This window comes from Vibrio phycocola (assembly GCF_054404255.1).
Genome location: NZ_JBTAMQ010000016.1, coordinates 1 through 25929 on the forward strand (window position 1 = coordinate 1; position 25929 = coordinate 25929).

Sequence of the window (25929 nt, forward strand, 5' to 3'; positions counted from 1 at the left end):
AGCGGTAGTTCAGTTGGTTAGAATACCGGCCTGTCACGCCGGGGGTCGCGAGTTCGAGTCTCGTCCGTTCCGCCATTATTTAAAAATTATCTAGCAAGCATATTAATTTGCTATGATGATTTTAAAAGTTTATTACAGGGGTGTAGCTCCAATTGGCAGAGCAGCGGATTCCAAATCCGCGTGTTGGGAGTTCGAATCTCTCCACCCCTGCCATAACAATTGCATTATATGCAAATTTAAAGGCCGCTCTCAGAGCGGCCTTTTTTCATTTCTAATGAATAATGAAGGAGTCACTATGAAACATTTATTGATTGCGTTGTTAGTATTCTCACCTTTTGTTAATGCAGCGGATGCAAAAACAGGATTAGGCCCAACTATTTGGGATAAGTTAGAAGAGATACCGGCAACGAAATATGATATTGGTAAACTTCGTTTGGACATCCTTACAATTCAACTTAAAGATGCACTTGTTGGAAAAGAGGTTCCTGATACTAATTATACAATTAGTTATTTTGGTACTGTCGCACTAGACAAGCGTTTAGGCTTTAAGATGGCATACTCAGCTGATCCTAAGCATGTTATTCCCAATGACTGTAATGAGCTTTTGGAGCATACAAAGAAAATTACACCAGTAACGAATTTAGTTCCCGTCATTTGGCCAAACTTAGAAGAGCAAGGCTTATCCACGAAAACAATTATTGCTGATTTTTTATATGCAGTTGAGATTGTAAACAAAGATACGAATTCAGTTTTAGCGACCTGCTATAACTAAGCTCCTTTTAATTAAAGAAGTACTTCTCTCGTTAATTTAAATAAGCCGCCCAATGAGCGGCTTATTATCTATTGGTATCAAAAAATATTAATTATCCATAGCCTAGCTTAAGAGCAAATAGGTGAAGGTGTCGCTTCTCCAGAAAGCCAAGAAACCCATCTATTTTTTGAATTCAGGATAAAACTCTCCTCTTCGCTAATCCCATTTACTATTAAGCCATCAAGTTCACCTTTTGTGCTTATAGAGAAATTCCAATCAAGATTATTGATTCGTTCGCCATGAATAAGAGCATCATTCAATCGTTTACTGATCACAGATATAGTCATGCCACTTATTGTGCTTATATTAATACCAGAACCGGACATGCTACCAACTACTACCGGTATCTTTAGTGTACACGTTTTTCCATATTCATCATTATAGCGGTATCTACCTTCGCCAACTCGCCCTTGAAGCCAAAGTAGATTGCCTTGTCGCATACTTTCAACTGTTAGTTCCCCAACGTAATTTGGTGTCAATTTGGGCGCGCCATAGCTGAGCCTAGGCACTGCGGCTAACAAGACGATACTAATAAGTATAAGTTTTCTCATAGTGTTTGCTCCTTTGATTGATGACGACTTGATGGTTGCGCTAACAGAAAAATCAGCCAAATAGGACCGATAACGGGGACGCAGAAGATCAACCCCCAATAACCTCGTTTGCCTGTATCATGTAAGCGACGTGCAATCGCAGAAAGCATTGGGATGAAACTTAGGATGCTATATGTTAGTTCGAACCAAGTATTTATATTGGTTGACACATCTAACACAATAAGCCCAAGTGTTATGAGAATATGAATGAACATAAATAGCCAAAAAGCTTTACGTGTTTCGCATCCAGAAAAATCGAAAGCCCGTTTCCAAGCGAGAAAATAGAACTGCATAAATGTCACCTCCGTGATGAGTTAGTAATGACATTTTTAATCAGATAGCGATAATAAACGTCCTTAAACGAGTTTTAGGACGACCACAAATAGGTATTAGTTACTCTTAAGGTATGAATTCTAAGTGCGAAACCTGTGCTGAACGAATCTGGGTTTTCTTTTTATATATTTAGTAGGAGTTATTATGCTTGCGATTCCTGTTCCATTTGTCGTGTCGATGCTACTTGGATTACTCGCGATAACGCTTTACGTTCGGTTTACTGAACAAGCTAAGTTGGCCTGCTTTTTCTTGGGATTATGTTCTGTTACTACGGCGATGGTAGGCTTACGTTGGACGTTTGAGTTTACTATTTTGAGTATGATTCAACCCATTATTGCATCTGTTATTCCGATGGCGGCTTGGTATGTATTTTCACATGCTAATCGAGATGAGGGCTTTTTATCAGCGAGCCACTTTATTGGCCCATTGTTAGTTCTCGTTTGTGCTCTTTCCCAACCCTGGTTGTCGCTTCCATTAGATGAAACACTTACCTTAATTTATTTAGGATATGGTATAGCACTGATCCGTTGTTCGACTCGAGACCCACTTCTATTCAATGTTTCACTTGGCAACTGGGAAGGCGTGAAGAAAGCAGAGAGTATTGCTGGTTGGATGCTAATTTTTTCAGCATTTGTTGATTCATTTATGTCGTTGGACTTTATATTTAATCAAGGGAGATTGGCACTTTACATTTTGACTGCTGGGCACTTGATTCTATTACCCGTTTTGGCGGTCGCTGTTGTCATTGCAGGAATCAATACTCCGATATCGGAGGAGGTTCAACCTGAGAGTAAAGAAGCTGATAGGAGTGAATCTGAGCGATCGCTAGCCATGACGAAACAAGAAGCGCTACTCATCACTGACAAACTTGACGAGAAAGTTCGCCAAAATTTACTTTATCTCGATCCTGAACTTACTCTTTCGAAATTGACTCGTAAATTAGGTATTCCTGCGAAACAAATTTCAATCGCGGTTAACTTAATACATCAGAAGAATATTTCGAAGCTTATCAATGAGTATCGTATTGATCATGCGAAGCAAGCTTTGATTGTGTCATCTGATACGATTACTCAGATCTTTATGAACTCCGGTTTTCAAACGAAATCTAACTTTAATCGCGAGTTTTCTAGAATCACTGGAATGACTCCAAGTCAATTTCGAAAAAGCGCGAAACAGTAGTTTGTACATGAAGTTTTCATTTGTAACCATAGTGTAAATCTGCGTAAAGAACTCGCAACTTCCTTTTGTTATGCTTGACACGTATAGTCGGGTATTTGATTATGTTTAATGTGAACGATCATTCAATTAATAATAAAAGATAACAAAAGGAAGTATTTCATGAACAAAGCCTCTATAGATACTCACAAAATCCCTCAAGAAGCGTTTGATTGGTACGACGAATATGCTCATGGTGTGATTGACCGCCGAGAATTTATGCGACGCTTGTCTGGATTAGCCGTTGTTGGATTGACGATTACGACACTTACCTCAGCTCTTATTCCTAATTATGCGTTGGCCGAACAGGTTTCGTTTAACGACGAAGATATTATGGCAAGCTACGCTAAGTTCCCATCGCCTAAAGGTCATGGCGAAGGTTCTGGTTACTTGGTGCAGCCAAAAGGGGATGGCCCTTTTCCTGCGGTACTCGTAATTCATGAGAACCGAGGATTGAATCCTTACATTAAAGATGTCGCTCGTCGCTTAGCCAAAGCCGGATTCTTAGCATTTGCTCCTGATATTCTTTATTCATTGGGTGGTTATCCAGGGAATGACGATGAAGGTCGTGCAATGCAGAAAAGTTTAGATAAAGCGAAAGTAGAACAAGACTTTTTAGCGGCAGCTGATTTCACTAAAACACATGAATTATCTACAGGTAAGCTTGGTGCTGTTGGTTTCTGTTTTGGCGGCTATATCGTCAATATGTTGGCTGCAACCATCCCAGACTCTCTTGATGCAGGTGTTCCATTTTATGGTACTCCAGCAGAGCAGAGTTTACGCGCAAACGTAAAAGGCCCTCTGTCACTGCAGTTTGCTTCACTCGATAAACGAGTTAATGGTACGTGGCCAGACTATGAAAAAGTCTTAAAGGAAACGGGCGCTAGCTATGAAGCTCATATTTATGAAGGCGTGAATCACGGATTCCATAATGACTCTACTGGTCGTTATGCCGAAACGGAAGCTGAATTGGCATGGGAACGTACATTAGCTTTCTTTAACAAGCACATAGCTTAATAATATTTGATTTAACGGCAAATTGGGGCATTAAATGACCTTGTCTTCACTTTATATGATTAAGTGAAGACAAGGTTATTCTGTGCCTCACTTTTATCTTTACGCTATTGAGTACGGCTCAAAATTCGATTTAATATGACCTTCCACTTTGTAAAACTTACTTCCCAAGTGCATGAAAGGAATCACTATGTCATCAGTCATTGATACTATGCTGCAACACCGATCAATCCGTTCATTTTTACCTGATTCAATAGAAGCTTCTTTATTAGAGCAGATTATTGCTTGTTGTATCGCAGCATCTTCATCTAGCCTATTGCAGGCCGTAAGTGTGATTCGAGTGACTGATAAAGAAAAACGCAAGTTGCTCGCCGAATATGCGGGTAATCAGCCTTACGTCGAATCCGCGGCGGAATTTTTAGTATTTTGTATTGATTACAATCGACATAAAATAATTAACCCAGAGGTTCAAATCGATTATACAGAACTGACCTTGATTGGAGCTGTCGACGCGGGTATTATGGCGCAAAATTGTCTACTGGCAGCAGAGTCATTAGGGCTGGGTGGTGTGTATATAGGTGGCTTGAGAAATAGCGCTCAACAGGTTGATGAACTGCTAGAGTTACCGAATGCTACCGCTGTGTTATTTGGAATGTGTTTGGGGTATCCAAATCAAGATCCTGAGCTTAAGCCACGATTAAGTCCTGACGTGATCCTCCATCAAGATTGCTATCAAGGCGTTAATATGGACGATATTGCTCAATACGATGACACCATGAATGAGTATTATCAATCTCGATCAAGTAATCTCAAAACCCAAGGTTGGTCGCAGCCAACGACTGAAAAGCTAATAACGGAGTCACGGCCACATATTTTGCCCTACTTACAGAGCAAGGGATTAGCACGAAAATAATCAATTAAAAAAGGCCAATATCAATTGGCCTTTTATGTCTATTCGAACTTACAAGAAGCCCGTTTCGAAATGATTCTTACCTTTAACCGGCTAAACCTTGAATAATGACAAACTTTTCAAGTAGTTGATCTTCGGTTTCCACATTATCAGGATCTGTAATAATGCAATTTGTGATAGGGCAGACCGATTCACATGTCGGTGTATCATAGTGACCTTTACATTCTGTACAGAGAACGGGATCAATTTCGTATAGTTTCTCACCAAATGAAATCGCGTTATTTGGACACTCTGGCTCACACATATCGCAATTGGTGCATTTACTGGTGATCAATAATGCCATGGTTATTTGCCCGTTGCATTACGTGTATCTTGGCCTACACCAAGATTTCTCATCAGCAAAGCATACTCAAGTTCAACATCTTGAGGGACCGGAATAAACACAAAGTGGCCGTTGCCTTTTGCATCTGTTACCAATTCACTCTTGCGGTTTTCCATGACTTCTAGCGTAAAAATAATGTTTCCTTGAGGGGTCATTAGCTCCAAGCTATCGCCAACGACAAATTTATTTTTAACGTCAACTTCGACTAAATCACCACGGCGTTTACCGGTAAACTCTCCAACAAATTGTTGGCTATCTGAAATAGAGTAACCGTAATCGTAGTTTTGATAGGCATCGTGAGTATGACGACGAAGGAAACCTTCGGTATAACCTCTATGCGCTAAGCTTTCAAGAGTACCCATGAGTGAATCATCGAAAGGTTTCCCAGCAATTGCGTCATCAATGGCTTTACGGTAAACCTGTGCAGTGCGGGCACAATAATAAAAAGACTTGGTACGGCCTTCGATTTTAAGGGAATGAACGCCCATATTAATTAATCGGTCGACGTGTTGTACCGCACGCAAATCTTTTGAGTTCATGATGTAAGTACCATGCTCATCTTCGTATGCAGCCATTTTTTCATCGGGGCGGTGGCTCTCAGACAATAAAACCACTTCATCACTTGGTTTACCAAGGCCAATGGTGTTTTCTGGGCGCTCTTCTTTTACTTCAATCGCTTGGGATGGATCAAACTGTTCGACTATCTGACCTGCTTCATCCTCTTTGCCTTTTTCGACTTTATATTCCCAACGGCAAGCATTAGTACAAGTGCCTTGGTTTGGATCGCGTTTATTAATATAACCAGAAAGTAAGCATCGTCCTGAGTAAGCCATACATAGAGCACCATGTACAAAAACTTCGAGTTCTGTATCTGGGCACTGTTGACGAATTTCTTCAATTTCTTCGAGGGATAATTCACGGGAAACAATGACACGTTCAACACCATAGGCTGCCCAAAACTTCACCGTCGCCCAGTTTACTGCGTTTGCTTGAACAGAAAGGTGAATGCTCATATCTGGGAATGCTTCACGAACCATCATGATAAGGCCAGGGTCAGACATAATTAGAGCATCGGGCCCCATATCAACAACTGGCTTTAGGTCGCGAATAAAGGTTTTTAGTTTGGAATTGTGCGGCTGTATGTTACATACCACGTAGAATTTCTTGCCTTGAGCATGAGCCTCATTAATACCAATTTGCAGGTTTTCATGGTTGAACTCATTGTTGCGAACACGCAAGCTGTAGCGAGGCTGCCCGGCATAGACAGCATCTGCGCCGTAGGCAAATGCATAACGCATATTTTTTAAGCTACCGGCAGGGGATAGCAGCTCAGGAACAAAAGAGGTTTGTGTTGTCATTGCTAAATTTTCCAAGTCTGATTTCAAGTCAGGCCGATGCCACCTAATGGTATCGGAGGGGCGAAAATTTTACGTTAAATTGATTTTTATTCCTAGCAAAGAATCAAGAGGTGTAGTGAGAAAAACCACAGCCAAGAAAGGCTGTGGTTGATAGAGGTTTATTCAGCTTGTGGTAAGCCGCCTAGCTCTTCAAATAAATTTGGTAAGAAGTTGCTAAATTCGCCACATAAAAGCGAGAAATCGGCGTCAAAACGAGCAGCACGATCATCGCTTGGTACATCTTCGTTTTCTTCTTTCAACGTATCGCTGTAACTTAATCGTTTAATCGATGAGTCTTCTGCAAGAACAAATGAGATTCGCTCTTGCCAGTCAAGCGCCAGTTTGGTGACCACTTTATCGGCTTCAATATGGCTCATGATTTCATCGCTTGAGAGGTCTTGTTTCTTACAACGAATAACGGCACCATCGTCGAGTACTGATCTAAATTCAGCTTCTTCTAACATGGTAAAGCCACGCGGTAAATTCCCGTCTTTAACCCAAGTGGTTAGTGTTGTTTCAATCGCTACTTCCGGAATTGCAGGAACAACGGGAAGGCTACCCATTGTTTTACGCAGGAGTGCAATAACATCTTCGGCTTTTTTGGAGCTTGATGCATCAACGATAATTAAACCTAAGCTAGGCATAATGAGTGTAAAAGTTAGTTGGCTTTTACTAAAGGCACGTGGGAGGAGATCAATTAAAATTTCATCTTTTAGATTTTCTTTTTCTTTTTTCTTTAGTGGGCGTCCTTCTTCCGCTTCAATGGTTTCTATCTTGCTATTTAAGGATTCTTTAATAACCGCAGCGGGGAGGATTTTTTCTTCTTTTTTTGCGCACACCAGAATGCAATCCTGATACAGGTGCGTCTTCATATCACCACTATTGCCTAACACATTTACCCAGCCGAATTTTTGCTTATCTTGGCTGCCACATGGGGTAAATCGGAATTCTTGAAGTTGCTTCTCTAGTTGATCAGCATTAAATTTCACATCGCGATTAACGCGGTAAATTATACAGTTTTTAAACCACATAGTTTGTCTCGGTGGGGATGTTGGGGTGAACATAATAGAGCAAAGATAAACAAAAGTCCTATCGCATTTTTAGAATAAAACAATGAATTTAATGCGAAACCTATATGAAAATTTGTTTCCAAAGGTCACAAAACTGTCATAATTATCTTTAATAATGCCTAGCGTGAATTAAAAAACAAAGGTTATAGAACTTATGTCTAGAAGGATACTCGTGGTTGAAGATGAAGCACCCATTCGAGAAATGTTGAGCTTTGTTCTTGAGCAAAAAGGCTATAATGTTGTTGAGGCAGAAGACTATGATTCTGCTGTGGCTAAGTTGTGTGAGCCTTATCCAGACCTTGTATTGCTTGATTGGATGCTACCCGGTGGAAGTGGTATTAACTTTATAAAGCATATGAAGCGGGAAGAGTTGACTCGTAATATCCCTGTAGTGATGTTGACAGCACGTGGTGAAGAAGAAGACAAAGTACGTGGGCTTGAAGTCGGTGCTGATGACTACATTACTAAGCCTTTTTCCCCGAAAGAACTGGTTGCACGCTTAAAGGCCGTTATTCGTCGCGTTACGCCGACGGCACTTGAAGATGTTATTGATGTACAAGGTTTACGACTTGACCCTGTTTCTCATCGAGTGATGTCTAACGAGAGTGCGATTGAAATGGGCCCAACAGAGTTTAAATTATTGCACTTTTTTATGACCCATCAAGAACGCGTATACAGCAGAGAACAGTTGCTGAACAACGTTTGGGGTACAAACGTTTATGTTGAAGATCGCACTGTCGATGTTCATATTCGTCGCTTAAGAAAGGCACTTGAAGATGCCAATCATGATAGGTTAATTCAAACGGTACGTGGAGCAGGTTACCGCTTTTCAACAAAAGCATAGTGGTTTTATAACTGAGGCTATAAATGGTTGAACGAATAACATGGAAGAAGCTGGCTTGGGAGCTGGCTTTTTTTTACTCACCTTGGATTATTGCCGGTTGGATTTTTGGCTATATGCCATGGTTGCTTTTAACCGCAACCGTTATTCAGTTGCTGTGGAATATGAATAACCAAGTCCGCTTATCGACTTGGCTTTGTGATGATAAACGTTTAAGTCCGCCTTCTGGTCGAGGAAACTGGGAGTCGTTATTCAACGGCATCTATCGACTACAACAATATCATCGTTATAAGCGTAAAGCATTGACCAGTCTAAACCGCCGCTTTAAAAATGGTGCAGAATCGTTACCGGATGCGGTTGTTGTTTTTCGAGATGAAGGAAACATTGTTTGGTGTAATCGTTTAGCTCAACATTTGCTTGGTTTTCAATGGCCTGATGATGAAGGCCAGCCGATCACTAACTTATTACGTGCTCCTGATTTTATTAAATACCTCGGTAAACGAGATTTTTCTGAACCTCTTGTGATTCAGTCTCCATTAAATGCAGAACGGATGTTGGAGCTGCGTGTTGTTCGCTACACCCAAGGTGAGCAATTACTAGTCGTGCGTGACGTAACTCAACTCAAGCAGTTAGAGGGTATGCGTCGAAACTTCTTTGCCAATGTTTCTCATGAACTTCGTACACCAATGACGGTTCTCCAAGGGTACCTCGAGATGACAGAGGATCCGGATATGGTGGTCGGTCCTATGTGGCCTAAAGCACATAGCGTCATGACAGAGCAGTTGAACCGGATGAATAGCCTGGTGAATCAATTGCTTACTTTGTCAAAAATTGAAGCAGCACCGATGCACGAATTGGAAGCTATTGTTGATGTTCCTGCTATGTTGTCAATTTTAGAGAAAGAAGCAATAAGTTTGAGTGGCAGTAATGCTCATCGAATTTCGTTTTCAGTTGATGAGACGCTTAAAGTCTATGCTGATGATGATCAATTACGAAGTGCTATTTCCAATTTGGTATACAACGCTGTTAAGTACACACCACCCGAAGCTGAGATAGTGGTTCGCTGGTATCGATGTGATCAAGGAGCGTGCTTGGAAGTTGAAGATATGGGTGATGGGATTGAACCTCAGCATTTGCATCGTTTGACTGAGCGTTTTTATCGTGTAGATAAAGCACGTTCTCGTGATACTGGGGGCAGTGGTTTAGGGTTAGCGATTGTGAAACATGCACTTTCACACCACGATTCTCATCTAGATATCGCAAGTGAAGTGGGGTGTGGAAGCTGTTTTTCTTTTGTTTTACCATCACGACTTGTTGTTGAAGAATAATGAAGATCTCAACTTTAATCCTAATTCTTTGTTGTTACTCTTTGTCGGCGTTCTCGGCATCAGAGTTACGCATGTATCAAAAGAGTGACGATGTTGGTGGAAGTTTGCTGTCAGTTGGTTCTGATACGCTCGCTGGTATTACGACGCTGTGGGCCGAAGAATTTAAAAACATTTATCCAAATATTGATGCTCAAGTGCAAGCATCTGGATCTTCTACCGCTCCTCCTGCATTGACAGAAGGAACCGCTCAGTTTGGCGCAATGAGTCGCCCGATGCGCGCGAGAGAAGTTGACGCATTTGAACACGTTTATGGTTATAAACCGACGCAGTTACGTGTTGCTGTCGACGCGATTGGTATTTTTGTTCACAAAGACAATCCAATTGAAGGATTGACGTTTACTCAGTTAGATCAAATCTTTTCGGCGACATTGCGTTGTGGCGGAAACCGTACGATATCGAATTGGGCTGAATTGGGAATCAGAGCACCTTGGGCACAGCGCGCAATCCAAATGTTTAGTCGTAATTCTGTTTCAGGTACCTATGGGTATTTTAAGCAAAATGTATTATGTGAAGGGGACTTTAAAAATAACGTCAACGAGCAGCCAGGTTCGGCCTCTGTGGTTCAATCGGTTGCTTCTTCTATAAACTCAATCGGTTATTCAGGTGTTGGTTACTCGGTTTCTGAGGCAAGGGTATTACCGATAGCTAGTGTAGGGGATGATTTTATAGCTCCGACTCACAAAAACATCGTTAATGGACGTTATCCACTGTCGCGTTATCTATATGTCTACATCAATAAGCACCCGCAAACCGAGTTGTCTCCTCTGGTAAGGGAGTTTGTTCAGTTTATTTTCTCGAAACAGGGACAAGATTTTGTTGTAAAAGAGGGCTACGTGCCAATTTCAGCAGACATAGCCCAAACAGAATTAAAAAAAATAGGATTATAGCTTTCCACTCTAAGGTTAAAACTCAAGTTCCCAAGATGCTGTTTGCCAGTACTCTTGCTCAGTAAGCAGATCGGCATGAAGCAATTTATTCTCTTCCAACCAATCTTTTTTATTGGTTGTTAGTCGCCAAACGTCGTTGTCTATTTCAAGATTAAACTCGAGTTCTATCTCATCATTACGCTGAGCATTTAATACAACGGATAAGCGTAAAATTCGAATTAGTTGAGTAATCTGTTTTTTCTTATACAACGAAAATGACGGCATTTCTTGTAGCTTTAATGCCTTACGATGAAAGCGCGCTAACGTTGCTAGCACAAGTTGTTGCTCTGAATTAAACCCAGCCATATTTGTGTTTGTTAAGATATAAGCTGAATGTTTATGAAAACTCTGGAAGTTAATGCTTTGCCCCACTTCGTGCAGTAGCGCACTCCACTCTAATAGCTCGGCCAGCTGTTGTTGTTTGTGGTTAAGTTTTTGATGTTCAGAAATTTGGTTAAATAACTCTTTAGCAACACCTTTGACATGAGCGGCATGTTCCAAATCAACATTGTACTTTTCTGCAAGGGTTTCGGTTGTTCTCAATCTAATATCATCAAATTGAAGCCGGTCTTCCATTTCATACAGTAAACCTTCGCGCAACGCTCCATCTGAGAATTGAATCTTTTTAATTCGTAATCGGTTGAAAATCGCTTTGAGAATCGTTATTCCAGCGATAAATACCGGCTGACGTTCCACGGGAAGCCCTTTGATGTCAATAGCATCGATAGTGTCGAAGTTTCTGAGTTTATCCAACACGGCATCCAAGCGTTCTGACGTGATTTCTCCATCACTAAAGTCCATTCCGATTAACACATCACGAACCGCTTTTATCGTACCAGAAGCGCCAAAGGCTGCCTGCCAACCCTTCTTACGGTATATTGAAGCAACGTGTTCTAATTGTTGTTCAGCCCCTAGAATCGCCTGACGAATTTGCTTTTGAGAAATCTTCCCACGGGAGAAATATTTATTGGTATAACTGACACATCCCATCTGAATGCTATTGACCAGTTCAGCATTGAAGCCACTTCCAATAATGATTTCTGTACTTCCACCGCCTATATCGATAACCAGCATGGAGTCGGATTGAGGTTGTGTATGGGCGACACCAAGATAGATAAGACGAGCTTCTTCTGTACCGGGAATAATTTCGATAGGATGAGGAATGATTTCCCTTGCTCGTTCTAAAAATTCATGAGCATTGATTGCCTGGCGTAGTGTGTGAGTTGCTGCGATTCGTACATTATCAGAGCTGAAGCCTTGAACGCGTTCCGAAAACATGGCCAGACATTCTAAGCCTCTCTCCATAGCTTCTTCACTAAGTACTTTCTTGTCGTTTAAACCAGAAGCAAGTCTAACTCTTTGCTTATGGCGACTTTCTAACTGCAAATCATGGCCGACGACTTTGGCGACGACCATATGAAAGCTATTCGAGCCAAGGTCGACGGCTGCTATAGATCGAGGTGTTTCATTGTTTTGTTCGCTCATTCGTCTCCAACTGTGCGTTTTGTTTCCGTGTTTGGCGTTCACTATTTTTTATGTAGTCATAAGTTGCTACTTGTGAACGTATTTTCTTCTTGTTTCCTCTAGCAACGTAGGTGTTTGACATCTCTTTGTCAATCGTTCGTGCCTTCACTGTATCGATAAAATGGATATTAATGATATCGATAATGCGTTGCTTTAATCGCGGGTCACGTATTGGAGCTCCCACTTCGATTCGGTGGTCGATGTTTCGAGTCATCCAGTCTGCAGAAGAAATATAGACGGATGGATTACCATTATTATGCGTGATAATTACACGTGGGTGCTCTAGAAAGCGGTCAATAATACTGATGACTTTTATATTCTCACTCATCCCTTTAACACCAGGAACTAACGAGCACATACCGCGGATAATCATTTTTATTTCGACACCAGCATTATTCGCTTCATATAACTTATCGATTAAGCCCTTATCGACTAAGTTATTCACCTTGAGGATAATTTGGGCTTTTTTCCCTTGATGAGCAAACGCAATTTCTTTGTTTACGACATCATAAAGCCGTTTTCGAGAATTACGTGGAGAGACAATTAAGTGCTTAAACTTCACTGGACGATAAGGGTTTTCAATGTAGCCAAATACATTTCGCACTTCATCGGTTAGCTCGGAATCCGCGGTTAGTAGGGTGAAGTCGGTATATATGCGCGCTGTCTTTTCATGAAAGTTACCTGTACCAATATGTGCGTAGTACTTAACTTCGCCCGTTTCTTTTCGGCTAATGAGTAGCAGTTTAGAGTGAACTTTTAATCCAGGAACACCAAAAATAACATGCACGCCTGAATCGGTTAAAATGCGAGACCATTCGATGTTCGCTTCTTCATCAAAACGAGCTTGAAGCTCAACGATCACCGTTACTTTTTTACCGTTATGTACCGCGTGAATAAGAGAGTTCATTAATCGAGAATCTTTGGCGACACGATAGACGTTAATTTTTATGCCTAGTACTTTTGGATCAAAAGAGGCCTGACGAACGAGCTCAGTGACATGATCAAAGGTGTGGTAAGGGTAATAGAGTAAAATATCTTTCGCTTTTATGGCGTCAAAATGGTTTTCATATCCCTCAAAATCGGCGCTGCGCATTGGCGGTAAAGGTTTGTTCTCTAGATAATCGCGCCCAACGTTGGGGAAAGAGATAAAGTCTTTAAAATTGTGGTAACGCCCGCCGGGTAATAAACTGTCGTAATTCGAGACCTTGAGCTTATCGCATAAGAATGTCAGCATTTCTTTGGGCATTTCTTTTTCGTATACAAAGCGAACGGGCATTGCGGTGAGTCGTTGACTTAACCCTTCAGACATTTGCTCAAGTAAGCTATGTTCAACTTCGTAGCTTAAATCGTAATCGGCATCTCGGGTCATTTTCATCGCGTAACCGTTTAGTTCATCGTAATCGAAGAAACCACGGAAAATATCATCCAAACAATACCGAATAATATTATCGAGCAAAATGATTGTTTTACGGCGTTTCCCTTTTTGTTCAGGGAGCATAATAAAGCGAGGAAGTTGATCGGTTGGAATTTCAATCAGAACGTATTGAGAGTGGTTGTTCTTTTTTAGCTCGACGGCAATGTAGGCATACTCATCTTTAAGGTATTGTAATACATCAGCATCATCGGAGATTAGCCAAGGAGTAATATGAGGGAGTACTTCTTTTTTGAAATACTTATTTATCCATTTCTGTTGTGGCTCATCTAGTTGATGTTCATTGACTAAAAAGATTCGGCGTCGAGCCATTTCTTTAATTAAATCAGTGTATAAGGTCTCAAAATCTTCGTTGAGCTTGAACGCTTTATTTTGCATTTTCGTTAATAGGCGTTTGTAGCTGCTGTTTCGCCCTTGCTCACGATCGATTAAAATGCGTCGTTTTACCGATGCAAAGCGAACTTTGTAAAACTCATCCAAATTATTTGAAAAAATACCTAAAAAGCGAATTCGTTCGATTAATGGAACGGATTTATCCATCGCTTCTTGGAGAACTCGTTCGTTAAACGATAGCCAGCTTAGCTCTTTTTCGATGTACAACTTTTCTGAGCTCATGTAATAACCTCATGACTATAAAAGAAAACCTTTCTTTAAGTGTGCTTTTCTGTGGATTTAGTCGTAAGCTCTCTAAATCAAGAATAGAATTTTTGCTACTACACAATACCCTTTTTTTATTACAATTCTATGTCACATTAGTCGAGATAGTTGTTTTACTTTCAGTCGGTTAAAGGGGATTGTAATATTAATGTCACGAAAACGACATACTATAATATTAGACCATTTTAACTCGATGTAATGATGCCCAAAGCTCAGTTTTCTTTAGATACTACGGACAAAGTTCGCCTATTAAAAGATAGGCTTTTTCGTATGTCTGTAAGTTTTGGTGGACTCTGTGTTCTTGGCGCATTAGTGTTAATTTTTGCCTATCTTCTTTGGGTTGTCATTCCGCTTTTTTCGGATGCAAGTCTTGATTACTCAGAGCCTACTGTTTCAATCCATGAACCCTCGGTGATGTCGCTTTACGTCGATGATCAAGGAAAACATGCTTTTACGGTCTCAGCTCAGGGGCGTTTGTCTTTTTGGAGTAAAGATGCTCCGTCGTCAATGCCTATTTGGCATACGGAGCTTGGATTTGAGCCAAATCGCTCGTATATCTCCCCAGATCAAAACTGGACTCTACTGCTCGGTAATGACAATCAAATTGCGGTGGTTAAACCCAAATTTTCCTATGGCTCGATTGAAAATAATACTTTTGCTCCACAAGTGGATTATGTCCCTATTGGTGACGATTTAAGAAAGCAATTCCAGCAGTGGCAAGCGATCGAGACACTGACGTTTAGCGTCTCTGAAACACAGTTAACTCTGGCCGTCAGTCATGATGGTGGGCAGTTGGAAGTGATCTCTCAGCCTCTCGATGGTTTATCGTCCTTTTCTGCTTACCATTTCCCTTCTGCTGTTCAGCCTGATCAGTTAGTAATATCCGGCGACGGTTCTACGCTATACATTCGCAGTGGATCCGAATTGGTGGTGGTTAAACGTAATGCATCAAAATATTCTGCGCGTGAAGTGATCGATTTATCTTTTGATGACAGTCACCGTGTTGACGGTATGGCGATGCTGGCGGGTGGGTATTCATTGCTTGTGAGTTATGACGATGGTTCAGTGTCACAATGGTTTGATGTGTTAAAACAAGAAGAGCGACACTTAACCAAGATTCGTGACTTTCGTTTAGGCGCTGACATATCACTATTGCTTCCAAACCGTTTTAGTAAAGGTTTTTTTGCATTCCATAGCAGTGGGACAGTACATAACTTTTATACGACAAGTGAAAAATTAGTATTATTTGAACGAATCGCGTCGAAAACACCTGAGTTGGTGGCGTTATCGAGTAATGAGAATGTATTGCTTACTTATCGTCGCTTGGGAGATCAAGGGCAATTACATTTCATTGATGTCAATATGGGACATCCTGAAATTTCATTTTCGTCCTTGTGGCAAAAAGTTTGGTATGAAGGGTATTCAGAACCCGATTATGTATGGCAGTCAACGTCTGCTTCTGACAGTTTTGAAGGGAAGTTTAGTTTGGTTCCTATCGCATTTGGAACCCTCAAAGCGGCCTTTTATTCACTTATCTTTGCCGTGCCAATCGCGGTATGTGCAGCGGTTTATACGGCCTATTTTATGTCGCCATCAATGCGACGAGTGGTTAAGCCAACCATTGAGTTAATGGAAGCGTTTCCGACCGTCATTATCGGATTCCTTGCAGGGCTATGGTTTGCACCGATTGTCGAACAGCATCTAGTGTCCGTTATTCTCCTTTTATTTTTATTGCCTATTTCAACGATCGCCGCTGGTTTTCTTTGGTCAATTTTACCCAAAAGTTGGGGGCACTCAGTCGGGCGTGGTTGGCATGCAATTGCTCTGGTTCCTGTGCTTTGTGTTACGGCAGCACTGGTATTTCCATTAAGCTTTGATATTGAATCTTGGCTGTTCGCCGGTGATGTTCGTACCTATTTGGCTCAACACGGCATTGATTTTGATCAGCGTAATGCATTGGTGGTGGGTCTTGCGATGGGGTTTGCTGTTATTCCAACGATCTTTACGATCGCAGAAGATGCGGTATTCTCGGTACCTAAGCACTTATCTGATGGTTCTTTAGCGTTGGGCGCAACGCCGTGGCAAACATTAATTTATGTCGTATTGCTAACGGCAAGTCCTGGTATTTTTTCGGCGATAATGATGGGGTTAGGGCGAGCTGTTGGGGAGACTATGATTGTTCTAATGGCAACGGGAAATACCCCAATAATGGACTTCGATTTGTTTGAAGGGATGCGAACGCTTGCCGCAAATATTGCGGTTGAACTACCGGAATCTGAAGTTGGCAGCTCCCATTATCGAATTCTATTCCTCGCAGCATTGTTACTTTTTGTATTTACGTTCGCTGTAAACTCATTAGCTGAATGGATTCGTTTGCGTTTAAGGGAGAAATATCGTGCTCTTTAAAGCGCCGTTTAAATGGTTACGCTCCGGGGCTCCGTGGATTTGGCTAACTGGTGGTGCTGTTAGCTTTAGTTTGTTGTCTGTTTTAGGTTTGTTGCTATTAATTGGTTGGAAAGGGCTGGCATATTTTTGGCCTGCACCGTTATATCAATGGACAGATAGTGATAACCATAGAATAGTGGGTTTGCTGTATAACAAAGAAGAAATACTAACCAGTCATTTGCCTTATCAAAAGCAACTAGCTGAAAAATATGGTGAACTTGATAGCTCGGTGACTCGATACTCTATTAAGGTTGCGAACCGAGATCTGTTTCCTGCCGATTTTATCTCCCGTTTTGATTTTGAACTCACCATTCCTACTACGCCAACAGGATGGGTGGTGATTGACCGGGAAGAAGAGGGGCAATTTATTGGGAAGCCAATCGCTTATTATCGTGATAATGGTATTGAAGCCGAAGATATTACCCAAGCCTTAAGCGAAGGTCTGGATCAAGCTGTGGCATTACGTCAGGAAATTAATGTTTTGCTGACGACTCAACTTCAATCGATTGGACGTCAGTTAGAGTCTCTTCGTTTAGAGAGGCGGAAACGAGAATTTAATAACAGAGTGGACGCTGATTTTTCGGTGAGTTATGACGCGCAAAAAATAGCGTTAGAAGCAGAGTTTAAATCGATAGAAGGTGAGTTACAGATCTTAAAGCAGAAGCTTTCAGGTCAAACCTTGTTAGTTGAAGATATGACCGGCATACGTACATCTATAGCCATTCGAGATATACTCAATGTTTGGTACCCCAATGATATGTCGATATTCGAAAAAGTATCGCACTGGGGAAAACAAGTTTGGGTGTTTATTTCTGAAGACCCTCGTGAATCTAACTCGGAAGGTGGTGTTTTTCCCGCTATTTTTGGCACTATGTTGTTGGTGCTGATTATGTCGATTATGGTGATGCCTTTAGGGGTCATCGCTGCCGTCTACCTTCATGAATACGCAAAAGATAATGGCGTTACTCGAATGATTCGGGTCGCAGTGATCAACTTAGCAGGCGTTCCTTCGATCGTTTATGGAGTTTTTGGTCTAGGATTCTTTGTTTATACGATTGGTTCATCTATTGATGCTATATTTTATGCAGAACGAGCACCTGCACCTACATTTGGCACGCCAGGATTGTTGTGGTCAGCGCTAACTCTAGCCGTTTTAACTTTGCCGGTCGTCATTGTTGCAACGGAAGAGGGATTAAGCCGGATTCCTTCAGCAGTGCGTCATGGTTCATTGGCATTGGGCGCTACGCAATTTGAAACCATTTGGCGGATTGTATTACCTATGGCGAGCCCTGCCATTCTCACGGGGCTTATTTTGGCAATTGCTCGAGCTGCTGGGGAAGTGGCACCATTGATGTTGGTAGGCGTTGTTAAATTGGCATCTAGTTTGCCTATCGATGGAGAGTTTCCATTTGTCCATTTAGAGCGCAAGTTTATGAGTTTGGGTTTTCATATTTACGACATTGGATTTCAGACCAGTAATATCGAGGCAGCACGTCCATTGGTATACGCTACATCATTTTTATTAGTGATGGTGATCGTTGTTCTTAATCTGACGGCGATTAGTATTCGGAACAATTTGCGCGAAAAGTATCGAACAATGGGACAAGATTAGCATGCAACCATTCGAACAGACTTTAGGTTACTTCACGCCACTTGATGTGAATAACTTAACCGATCAACAGACCTCAATTGAAATTGAGAACTTAAGCCTGTCCTATCACGGTACTCGGGTGTTGCATGATATTTCAATGCGAATTCCAAAAGGACAAGTCACAGCATTTATTGGGCCGTCTGGGTGTGGGAAATCGACCTTATTGCGTTGCATTAACAGAATGAATGACTTGGTTGATGGTTGTCGAGTCAAAGGGCAAGTTCTACTGCATGGCAAAGCGGTTTATCATCCAAGTGTGGATGTCTCTACACTGCGGCGTCGAGTTGGGATGGTGTTTCAACGTCCTAACCCTTTCCCAAAGTCTATTTATGAAAATGTTGTCTATGGTTTACGTCTTCAAGGGATGAAAGACAGTCGCACGCTCGATGATTCCGTTGAGCGCTCATTGAGAGCTGCTGCATTGTGGGATGAAGTGAAAGACAGGCTTCAGGAGAACGCGTTTGGACTTTCGGGCGGGCAACAGCAACGTTTGGTGATTGCCCGTGCAATTGCGATAGAGCCTGAAGTTTTACTATTGGATGAGCCAACATCTGCGTTGGACCCTATTTCTACACTAACTATTGAAGAACTTATTAATGAGCTCAAAGATAAATACACCGTGGCGATCGTGACGCATAACATGCAACAAGCCGCTCGAGTTAGTGATCACACTGCGTTTATTCATATGGGAAAGTTGATTGAATATGCAGACACCGATACGATCTTCACGTCACCAACGAAAAAACAGACTGAAGACTATATTACGGGTCGATACGGATAATTAAGGTCGAGGATTATTATGCAATTTGGGCGTCACATTTCTGGTCAGTTTAACGTCGAGTTAGAAAATATAAGAACTAATGTTCTAACTATGGGCGGGTTGGTGGAGCAACAACTTACCTTCGCGATGCAAGCGCTAAACAAGCAAGACTATCAACTCGCAGAGCAGGTGATTCGTGATGATCACCGTGTAAATGCGATGGAAGTGTCGATAGATGAAGCATGCACTCGCATTATTGCAAAGCGTCAACCAACGGCTAAAGATTTACGCTTGGTCATTGCGATCATCAAAACGATTACCGATTTAGAGAGAATCGGTGATGTCGCGGCTAAAATCGCAGAAATTGCAGTGGATACACCTGAGCCTAGTAGTAAAAAGTTTCAAGTTTCGCTTGAGCCAATAGGTCGTCAAGCAATCACAATGCTTCATCAAGTATTAGACGCTTTTGCTAGAATGGATGTTGAAGCGGCTGCCCAGATCCACAAGTCTGACGATAACTTGGATGGCGAATATGAAGCGGTAACACGTCAATTGATGACGTTTATGATGGAAGATCCGAAAAATATTCCACAAATTCTGCAAGTTATGTGGTCTGCACGAGCGATTGAGCGTGTAGGCGATCGTTGTCAGAATATTTGCGAATACATTATTTATTTTGTGAAAGGTAAAGATGTACGTCATCTCGATAATCAATCTATCGATGATGCATTACGTGCTGATTAATCGAAAAATAACGGTAGAAAATTAGCAAAAAAAACCGAAGCCTAGGCTTCGGTTTTTATTATGACTTTACTTACCTGATTGGCACTTTTTATTAAGCTTTATTTTTCCAACCATTAACCCGTTGAGCACAGGTGGTATGTGGTGTAATTATTTTTTATCTAGGTCAGCTTCGTGCTCAGTTAGGTAAGCAGCAACGCCTTCTGGTGAATCTTTCATTCCAGATTTGCCTGCTTCCCACTGTGCTGGACATACTTCACCGTTAGTTTGGTGGAAATCCAATGCATCAACCATACGTAGCATTTCATCGATGTTACGACCAAGTGGTAAATCGTTCACTACTTGGTGACGAACAAGACCTTCTTCATCGATTAAGAATGAACCACGGAACGCAACACCAGCTTCTGGGTGTTCAACATCATATGCTTTACAGATTTCGTGTTTCACATCAGCTACAAGCGGGTAAGCTACTTCACCAATACCGCCATTTTCTACAGCGGTGTTACGCCATGCGTTGTGTGAGAATTGTGAATCGATAGAAACACCGATAACTTCAACACCTTTAGCTTGGAAATCAGCATAACGCTTGTCGAAAGCGATTAGCTCTGATGGACAAACGAAAGTGAAATCTAGTGGGTAAAAGAACACAACGGCTTTTTTACCTTTGGTGAATTCTGCGAAATTGAAACTATCTACGATCTCACCGTTACCTAGAACAGCTGCGGCAGTAAAATCAGGGGCTTGACGACCAACTAATACCATTTTGACGCTCCTAAAAATTAGGTTTTATTTCAAACGATGCGGTAAACACCATTTGATCCTTGTTTGTTCGGGACAAACTATAGTACAGATTGTAGTATAGAAAAAAGAGAATTAATTAGATTAAGTTAATCGATAAAAGCGATTAATAAGGTATTGTGAAAGCGTGTGCAATTTTGATAAGAATTATGGATTGAATTATGAATAAATGGCCGAGTTTAAAGCAGCTCCATTATTTAGTGACGTTACACGAAACTCGCCATTTTAGTGACGCTGCAGAGCGTTGCTTTGTCAGTCAATCAACTTTGAGTAAAGGTATTCAAAATCTTGAAACATTAATTGGTTGTCCTTTGTATGAAAAGAAAGACAAAAAAAGTCCACTTATTTTTACTTACGCTGGTGAAAATGTTGTCGCACAAGGGCGAGAGTTGTTAGCTAAAAGTCAGGATCTTCTTGAGCTAGGCCAATTGTGTCGCGGTGATATGATGGAAGGTCAATTACGGTTAGGTTGTATCCCCACAATTGCGCCTTTTTTGCTTTGTGATTTGGTACAAGAAGTTAACCGACGCTTTCCCAAACTAAACCTATTATTGCAAGAAGACACCACCACAAACTTACTTCAATCTTTGCGTCACGGTGAACTCGATATTTTGGTTTTAGCGCTTCCTGTGGATATTGGCTCAATGACGAGCCGAGTGGTTGGGAGAGATCCATTTCGCATGGTGATTAGTCAAAATCATGCTCACCATATTCGGGTGCCAATACGGTATTCAGACCTTCCAGACGAGTCAGTCTTTTTGTTGGAGAATGAGCATTGCCTTACTGAACACGCAATCTCAGCGTGTAAGCTCACAACGAAAGATAAGATTAATCCATTTACAGCAACCAGCTTACACACCCTAGTACAGATGGTTGCGAATGGCTTGGGGACGACGTTTATTCCACAAATGGCGATTGACCATGGGCTACTTGATAACCAAAATCTGGTTGTTGTTGATCCTCCAGGGCACGCCGCTTCTCGTGAAATTGGTTTGGTTTGGCGCCCAAGTTCGTCACGTAGCCAAGTTTTTCATCAGCTGTGTGATTTAGTGTCCGAACTTCTTTAGAAAAAAGTCTAATCGTAGTGTTCACTTTATTCTTTGCCATGAAGTGTAAAGTGAATACCTTTAGTGACCCCTGTGCCTTTTGTCGGCTCTTTTCAATGAGTCTTGACCCTTTCATAAAATCATAAATTTTCACATTGTCAATTTTACAAAATAATACCTAGTGTTCCGATGGTCTGCGTAAGTGTAGTTTATTGATATTATTGAATATCTTCTACTTTTGTTGACTATTTTCTCATTGTGGTTATGAATATTAGTGAAATTTTGTGTAATTTAGTTACGTATTTAAATTTCTCTGAGGGTTTTGCGCTCTTTCAATGCTTGGTGATATTTAGAGCCAGTTTTATTGCTTTAATTTCATTGGAACCCTTGTTTGTCTGTGTTTTTAAAGGTTCTTATTAGACTTATGTCTAGTAGTACATAAAAAAAATCTATCGCAATCTGTGTTCCACAGCAGTACGAATAAAAATAAATGTAGTTTTTATATTACATTTGAAAGCTAGCAAGGAAGAGTAATACATTTCCCCTTGTTTTATACAGAGATAGAAAGGAGCCAGCAGATGGACGCAGGAACATTAGATCAGCGACTAACAAAAGAACAGCAAGATACGGTTTCTAAAATGACGGTATCAGGGGAAGTCACTGCTGAGCAAAAAGCCGTATTTGGTTTGGAAGCTCAAGCTTTTCTATCGGTACTTTGCGCAAAATTTGCTCCTGAAGTTGGAGCGCTTCTGAGTGTTCGACAACAGCAACAAAGTCGCATTGACCAAGGGAGACTGCCTGACTTTCTTGAGCATACTCAAGATATACGAGAAGGGAGCTGGCGTATTCTTGGGATTCCACAAGATCTTCAAGATCGCCGAGTTGAAATTACTGGTCCCACTGATCGCAAGATGGTTATCAATGCACTTAATGCGAATGTGAAAGTATTTATGGCCGATTTTGAAGATTCAATGTCGCCAGATTGGAGCCATTTGCTTGATGGCCAAATTAATTTACGTGATGCGGTGCGTGGAACGATTGACTATACCAATCCACAAAATGGAAAGCACTATCAACTTTCCGACGATCCAGCTGTGTTGATTTGTCGAGTTCGCGGCCTACACCTTCAAGAGAAGCACGTTCAGTTTAATGGGGAGAATATTCCAGGGTCGCTATTCGATTTTGCTCTCTATTTTGCTAATAACCATCGCGAGTTATTGGCAAAAGGAAGTGGACCTTATTTTTATCTACCAAAACTGCAATCGCACAAAGAAGCGAAGTGGTGGAGCGACGTGTTCCATTTTACCGAAGACTATTTCGGACTCGATACAGGCACGATCAAAGCGACCGTTTTAATCGAAACGCTTCCTGCAGTGTTTGAAATGGATGAAATTTTGTTCTCGTTGAAGGAGCACATCGTTGGGCTGAACTGTGGTCGTTGGGATTATATCTTTAGCTACATTAAAACCTTAAAGCGTCACGGCGACCGAGTGTTACCCGATCGTCAAGTTGTCACCATGGATATGCCATTTCTTAATGCATACTCACGACTGCTTGTAAAAACGTGCCACCGCCGAGGAGCCTTCGCTATGGGGGGGATGGCTGCTTTTATTCCAGTGAAAGATCCAGCAGGAAACCAAATCGTGTTGGACAAAATTCTTAAAGACAAATCACTAGAAGCCAATAATGGCCACGATGGAACATGGGTTGCCCACCCGGGATTAGCAGACACGGCAATGTCGGTATTTAACGAGGTGTTAGGTGATCGAAAAAATCAACTTGATGTGTCGCGACAGGACGATCAGCAGATCACAGCAGAACAGTTATTGGCGCCATGTGAGGGAGAGCGTACTGAGACTGGTATGCGTCACAATATCCGTGTTGCGTTGCAGTATATCGAAGCATGGATCTCGGGAAATGGTTGTGTACCAATTTATGGATTAATGGAAGACGCTGCGACAGCCGAGATTTCTCGCGCTTCGATCTGGCAGTGGATTCAACATGAAAAATCGTTAGATAACGGCGAATTAGTAACAAATGAGCTATTTGGTCGCTATCTAAAGGAAGAGATTGAAGTCGTACGTCGTGAAGTAGGGGAAGAACGTTTTGCTCAAGGGCGTTTTACTCAAGCGGCTGAATTAATGTTTACGCTTACCACGAGCGATACATTATGCGACTTCTTAACGGTGCCAGGATACGACTATTTGCCGTAGCCGCACTAGAGAAGCCCAAGAAATACCAAGAAATAACAATAATAACCATTAACGTGAAACAGTTTTCGCAGTTAGCTTGCTCGCTGTGGAAAAGGAAGTCGCTGAGTTATATCCAGTGCTAAAAAATAAAAGAGGGAATATCGCCATGACAAGTATCGCAAAAGATATAGAAACGATTGGAGCAGCCAAGAACAACGCGGGAGCGCCTTGGGATGCTATTAACCCAGAGTCTGCAGCTCGTATGCGTGCTCAAAATAAATTTAAGACAGGTCTAGATATTGCCCAATATACGGCTGACATTATGCGTGCTGATATGGAAGCTTATGATGCCGACAGCTCTAACTACACCCAATCTCTAGGCTGCTGGCATGGATTCATTGGCCAACAAAAAATGATTTCGATTAAAAAGCACTTCGATGGCAAAACAGATGGCCGCTATCTATACCTTTCCGGATGGATGGTTGCGGCACTTCGCTCTGAGTTTGGGCCACTTCCAGATCAATCAATGCATGAGAAGACAACAGTCGCAGGCCTAGTTGAAGAGCTTTATACCTTCTTACGCCAAGCTGATGCTCGTGAATTAGGGGGACTATTCCGCGCATTGGACGACGCTCGTGAAGCGGATGACGTTGCAGCGCAGGCATCAATTCAAGATCAAATTGACAATCATGTTACGCACGTTGTTCCTATTATTGCAGATATTGACGCCGGTTTTGGTAATGCAGAAGCGACTTACCTGATGGCTAAGCAGATGATTGAAGCGGGTGCATGTTGTCTACAGATTGAAAACCAGGTTGCGGATGAAAAGCAGTGTGGTCACCAAGATGGCAAGGTAACGGTACCTCATGCGGATTTCCACGCTAAATTGCGCGCTTGTCGTTATGCATTCTTAGAGCTTGGTATCGACAACGGAATTATCGTTGCACGTACTGACTCTCAAGGTGCAGGCCTAACCAAAGAGATCGCTGTAGTGAAAGAGCCGGGGGATCAAGGTGATGTGTACAACTCGTACCTAGACGTTGAAGAAATCGATGTATCTGATATGGCTGAAGGCGATGTTTGTTTTAATCGTGATGGCAAGCTTGTTCGTCCTAAGCGCCTTCCTTCTGGTTTATATCAATTCCGTCAAGGTACGGGTGAAGATCGCTGTGTATTCGACTGTATCGAAGCCATTAATGCTGGTGCTGACTTATTGTGGATTGAAACAGAGAAGCCACATATTGCTCAGATAAAAGAGATGATGGATGGTGTTCGTGAAGTTCACCCTAATGCGAAATTGGTTTACAACAACTCACCTTCATTTAACTGGACTCTGAACTTCCGTCAGCAAGCATATGATGCGATGGTTGAAGCAGGCGAAGATGTGTCCGCATATGACCGTGACAACTTGATGAGCATTGAGTATGACGAGTCTGAGCTCTCATTACGAGCTGATGACAAAATCCGTACTTTCCAAGCTGATGCGTCACGTGAAGCGGGTATTTTCCACCACTTGATCACACTACCAACCTATCACACCGCAGCATTGTCGACAGACAATTTAGCTAAAGAGTACTTTGGTGACCAAGCGATGTTAGGTTACGTGGCTGGCGTACAGCGTAAGGAGATTCGCCAAGGTATCGCTTGTGTTAAACACCAAAACATGTCGGGCTCTGACATGGGTGATGACCACAAAGAGTACTTTGCTGGTGAAAATGCTCTGAAAGCGGGTGGTGCATTAAATACATCGAACCAATTTAATTAATTGAACTCGATTAAGATGTAGAGAGAAAGGCGGCTCCGGTC

22 protein-coding genes and 1 tRNA gene are annotated in these 25929 nt (G+C 41.8%); 15 read left to right on the forward strand and 8 right to left on the reverse strand.

Annotation, left to right across the window (positions count from 1 at the left end):
• Window positions 1–136: 136 nt before the first annotated feature.
• Window positions 137–213 (forward strand) — tRNA-Trp (locus ACXJY6_RS17350).
• Window positions 214–295: 82 nt separating this feature from the next.
• The gene (locus tag ACXJY6_RS17355; RefSeq protein ID WP_456052488.1) at window positions 296–772 is read left to right on the forward strand and encodes a hypothetical protein; all 477 of its coding nucleotides are present in this window, start codon (window positions 296–298) and stop codon (window positions 770–772) included.
• A gap of 107 nt (window positions 773–879) precedes the next feature.
• Here ACXJY6_RS17355 and ACXJY6_RS17360 read toward each other — a convergent pair whose 3' ends face one another.
• Both ACXJY6_RS17360 and ACXJY6_RS17365 read right to left on the reverse strand, forming a co-directional pair.
• The gene (locus tag ACXJY6_RS17360; RefSeq protein WP_456052487.1) at window positions 880–1362 is read right to left on the reverse strand and encodes a hypothetical protein; all 483 of its coding nucleotides are present in this window, start codon (window positions 1360–1362) and stop codon (window positions 880–882) included.
• A complete protein-coding gene (locus ACXJY6_RS17365; RefSeq protein ID WP_458769103.1) occupies window positions 1359–1694 on the reverse strand; it encodes a DUF805 domain-containing protein in 336 nt (111 codons plus the stop codon). The genes ACXJY6_RS17360 and ACXJY6_RS17365 overlap by 4 nt, the downstream gene beginning before the upstream one ends.
• A 184-nt stretch (window positions 1695–1878) precedes the next feature.
• Here ACXJY6_RS17365 and ACXJY6_RS17370 point away from each other — a divergent pair, with 184 nt between their 5' ends.
• From ACXJY6_RS17370 to nfsA, 3 genes are all read left to right on the forward strand, one after another.
• A complete protein-coding gene (locus ACXJY6_RS17370) occupies window positions 1879–2913 on the forward strand; it encodes a helix-turn-helix domain-containing protein (RefSeq protein WP_458769104.1) in 1035 nt (344 codons plus the stop codon).
• A 159-nt stretch (window positions 2914–3072) separates the two neighbouring features.
• Entirely contained in the window at window positions 3073–3966 is an 894-nt protein-coding gene (locus ACXJY6_RS17375) for a dienelactone hydrolase family protein (protein ID WP_456052484.1), read from the forward strand.
• A 187-nt stretch (window positions 3967–4153) separates the two neighbouring features.
• Window positions 4154–4876: an oxygen-insensitive NADPH nitroreductase gene (gene nfsA / locus ACXJY6_RS17380; protein ID WP_458769105.1), complete on the forward strand. Its 723-nt coding sequence runs from the start codon at window positions 4154–4156 to the stop codon at window positions 4874–4876.
• A gap of 82 nt (window positions 4877–4958) precedes the next feature.
• Here nfsA and ACXJY6_RS17385 read toward each other — a convergent pair whose 3' ends face one another.
• The 3 genes from ACXJY6_RS17385 to rdgC all read right to left on the reverse strand — a co-directional run bounded on the left by ACXJY6_RS17385 (window position 4959) and on the right by rdgC (window position 7683).
• Complete coding sequence (locus tag ACXJY6_RS17385; protein ID WP_456052482.1) at window positions 4959–5216, reverse strand: YfhL family 4Fe-4S dicluster ferredoxin; 258 nt, start codon at window positions 5214–5216, stop codon at window positions 4959–4961.
• A gap of 2 nt (window positions 5217–5218) precedes the next feature.
• Complete coding sequence (gene trhP / locus ACXJY6_RS17390; RefSeq protein WP_458769106.1) at window positions 5219–6613, reverse strand: prephenate-dependent tRNA uridine(34) hydroxylase TrhP; 1395 nt, start codon at window positions 6611–6613, stop codon at window positions 5219–5221.
• 158 nt (window positions 6614–6771) lie between these two features.
• Window positions 6772–7683, reverse strand: a complete 912-nt coding sequence (gene rdgC / locus ACXJY6_RS17395) for a recombination-associated protein RdgC (protein WP_458769107.1) — start codon at window positions 7681–7683, stop codon at window positions 6772–6774.
• A 193-nt stretch (window positions 7684–7876) separates the two neighbouring features.
• Here rdgC and phoB point away from each other — a divergent pair, with 193 nt between their 5' ends.
• The 3 genes from phoB to ACXJY6_RS17410 are packed head-to-tail and all read left to right on the forward strand — an operon-like array spanning window position 7877 to window position 10838.
• A complete protein-coding gene (gene phoB, locus ACXJY6_RS17400) occupies window positions 7877–8566 on the forward strand; it encodes a phosphate regulon transcriptional regulator PhoB (RefSeq protein ID WP_456052479.1) in 690 nt (229 codons plus the stop codon).
• A 23-nt stretch (window positions 8567–8589) separates the two neighbouring features.
• A complete protein-coding gene (phoR, locus tag ACXJY6_RS17405; RefSeq protein WP_458769108.1) occupies window positions 8590–9891 on the forward strand; it encodes a phosphate regulon sensor histidine kinase PhoR in 1302 nt (433 codons plus the stop codon).
• Window positions 9891–10838 (forward strand): PstS family phosphate ABC transporter substrate-binding protein, encoded by a 948-nt coding sequence (locus tag ACXJY6_RS17410; RefSeq protein WP_458769109.1) that lies wholly within the window; start codon window positions 9891–9893, stop codon window positions 10836–10838. Before phoR ends, ACXJY6_RS17410 begins: the two co-directional genes overlap by 1 nt.
• 15 nt (window positions 10839–10853) lie before the next feature.
• Here ACXJY6_RS17410 and ppx read toward each other — a convergent pair whose 3' ends face one another.
• Window positions 10854–12362: an exopolyphosphatase gene (gene ppx, locus ACXJY6_RS17415; protein WP_458769110.1), complete on the reverse strand. Its 1509-nt coding sequence runs from the start codon at window positions 12360–12362 to the stop codon at window positions 10854–10856.
• A complete protein-coding gene (gene ppk1 / locus ACXJY6_RS17420) occupies window positions 12343–14448 on the reverse strand; it encodes a polyphosphate kinase 1 (protein ID WP_458769111.1) in 2106 nt (701 codons plus the stop codon). The genes ppx and ppk1 overlap by 20 nt, the downstream gene beginning before the upstream one ends.
• Before the next feature lie 243 nt (window positions 14449–14691).
• Between ppk1 and ACXJY6_RS17425 the strand changes: the two genes are divergently transcribed.
• The 4 genes from ACXJY6_RS17425 to phoU are packed head-to-tail and all read left to right on the forward strand — an operon-like array spanning window position 14692 to window position 20090.
• Window positions 14692–16896: an ABC transporter permease subunit gene (locus tag ACXJY6_RS17425; protein WP_458769153.1), complete on the forward strand. Its 2205-nt coding sequence runs from the start codon at window positions 14692–14694 to the stop codon at window positions 16894–16896.
• The gene (gene pstA / locus ACXJY6_RS17430) at window positions 16886–18547 is read left to right on the forward strand and encodes a phosphate ABC transporter permease PstA (protein ID WP_458769112.1); all 1662 of its coding nucleotides are present in this window, start codon (window positions 16886–16888) and stop codon (window positions 18545–18547) included. The genes ACXJY6_RS17425 and pstA overlap by 11 nt, the downstream gene beginning before the upstream one ends.
• A gap of 1 nt (window position 18548) precedes the next feature.
• Window positions 18549–19367, forward strand: coding sequence for a phosphate ABC transporter ATP-binding protein PstB (pstB, locus tag ACXJY6_RS17435; RefSeq protein ID WP_456052473.1), 819 nt, complete (start codon window positions 18549–18551; stop codon window positions 19365–19367).
• Between the two features lie 18 nt (window positions 19368–19385).
• The gene (gene phoU / locus ACXJY6_RS17440) at window positions 19386–20090 is read left to right on the forward strand and encodes a phosphate signaling complex protein PhoU (protein WP_456052472.1); all 705 of its coding nucleotides are present in this window, start codon (window positions 19386–19388) and stop codon (window positions 20088–20090) included.
• 147 nt (window positions 20091–20237) lie between these two features.
• Here phoU and ACXJY6_RS17445 read toward each other — a convergent pair whose 3' ends face one another.
• Entirely contained in the window at window positions 20238–20849 is a 612-nt protein-coding gene (locus tag ACXJY6_RS17445) for a peroxiredoxin C (protein WP_456052471.1), read from the reverse strand.
• Window positions 20850–21046: 197 nt separating this feature from the next.
• On the opposite strand from ACXJY6_RS17445, the gene ACXJY6_RS17450 reads away from it, so the two are divergent.
• From ACXJY6_RS17450 to ACXJY6_RS17460, 3 genes are all read left to right on the forward strand, one after another.
• A complete protein-coding gene (locus ACXJY6_RS17450) occupies window positions 21047–21952 on the forward strand; it encodes a hydrogen peroxide-inducible genes activator (protein WP_456052470.1) in 906 nt (301 codons plus the stop codon).
• 617 nt (window positions 21953–22569) lie between these two features.
• Window positions 22570–24144, forward strand: coding sequence for a malate synthase A (gene aceB / locus ACXJY6_RS17455; RefSeq protein WP_458769154.1), 1575 nt, complete (start codon window positions 22570–22572; stop codon window positions 24142–24144).
• A gap of 145 nt (window positions 24145–24289) precedes the next feature.
• Entirely contained in the window at window positions 24290–25888 is a 1599-nt protein-coding gene (locus ACXJY6_RS17460) for an isocitrate lyase (RefSeq protein WP_458769113.1), read from the forward strand.
• Window positions 25889–25929 lie beyond the last annotated feature (41 nt).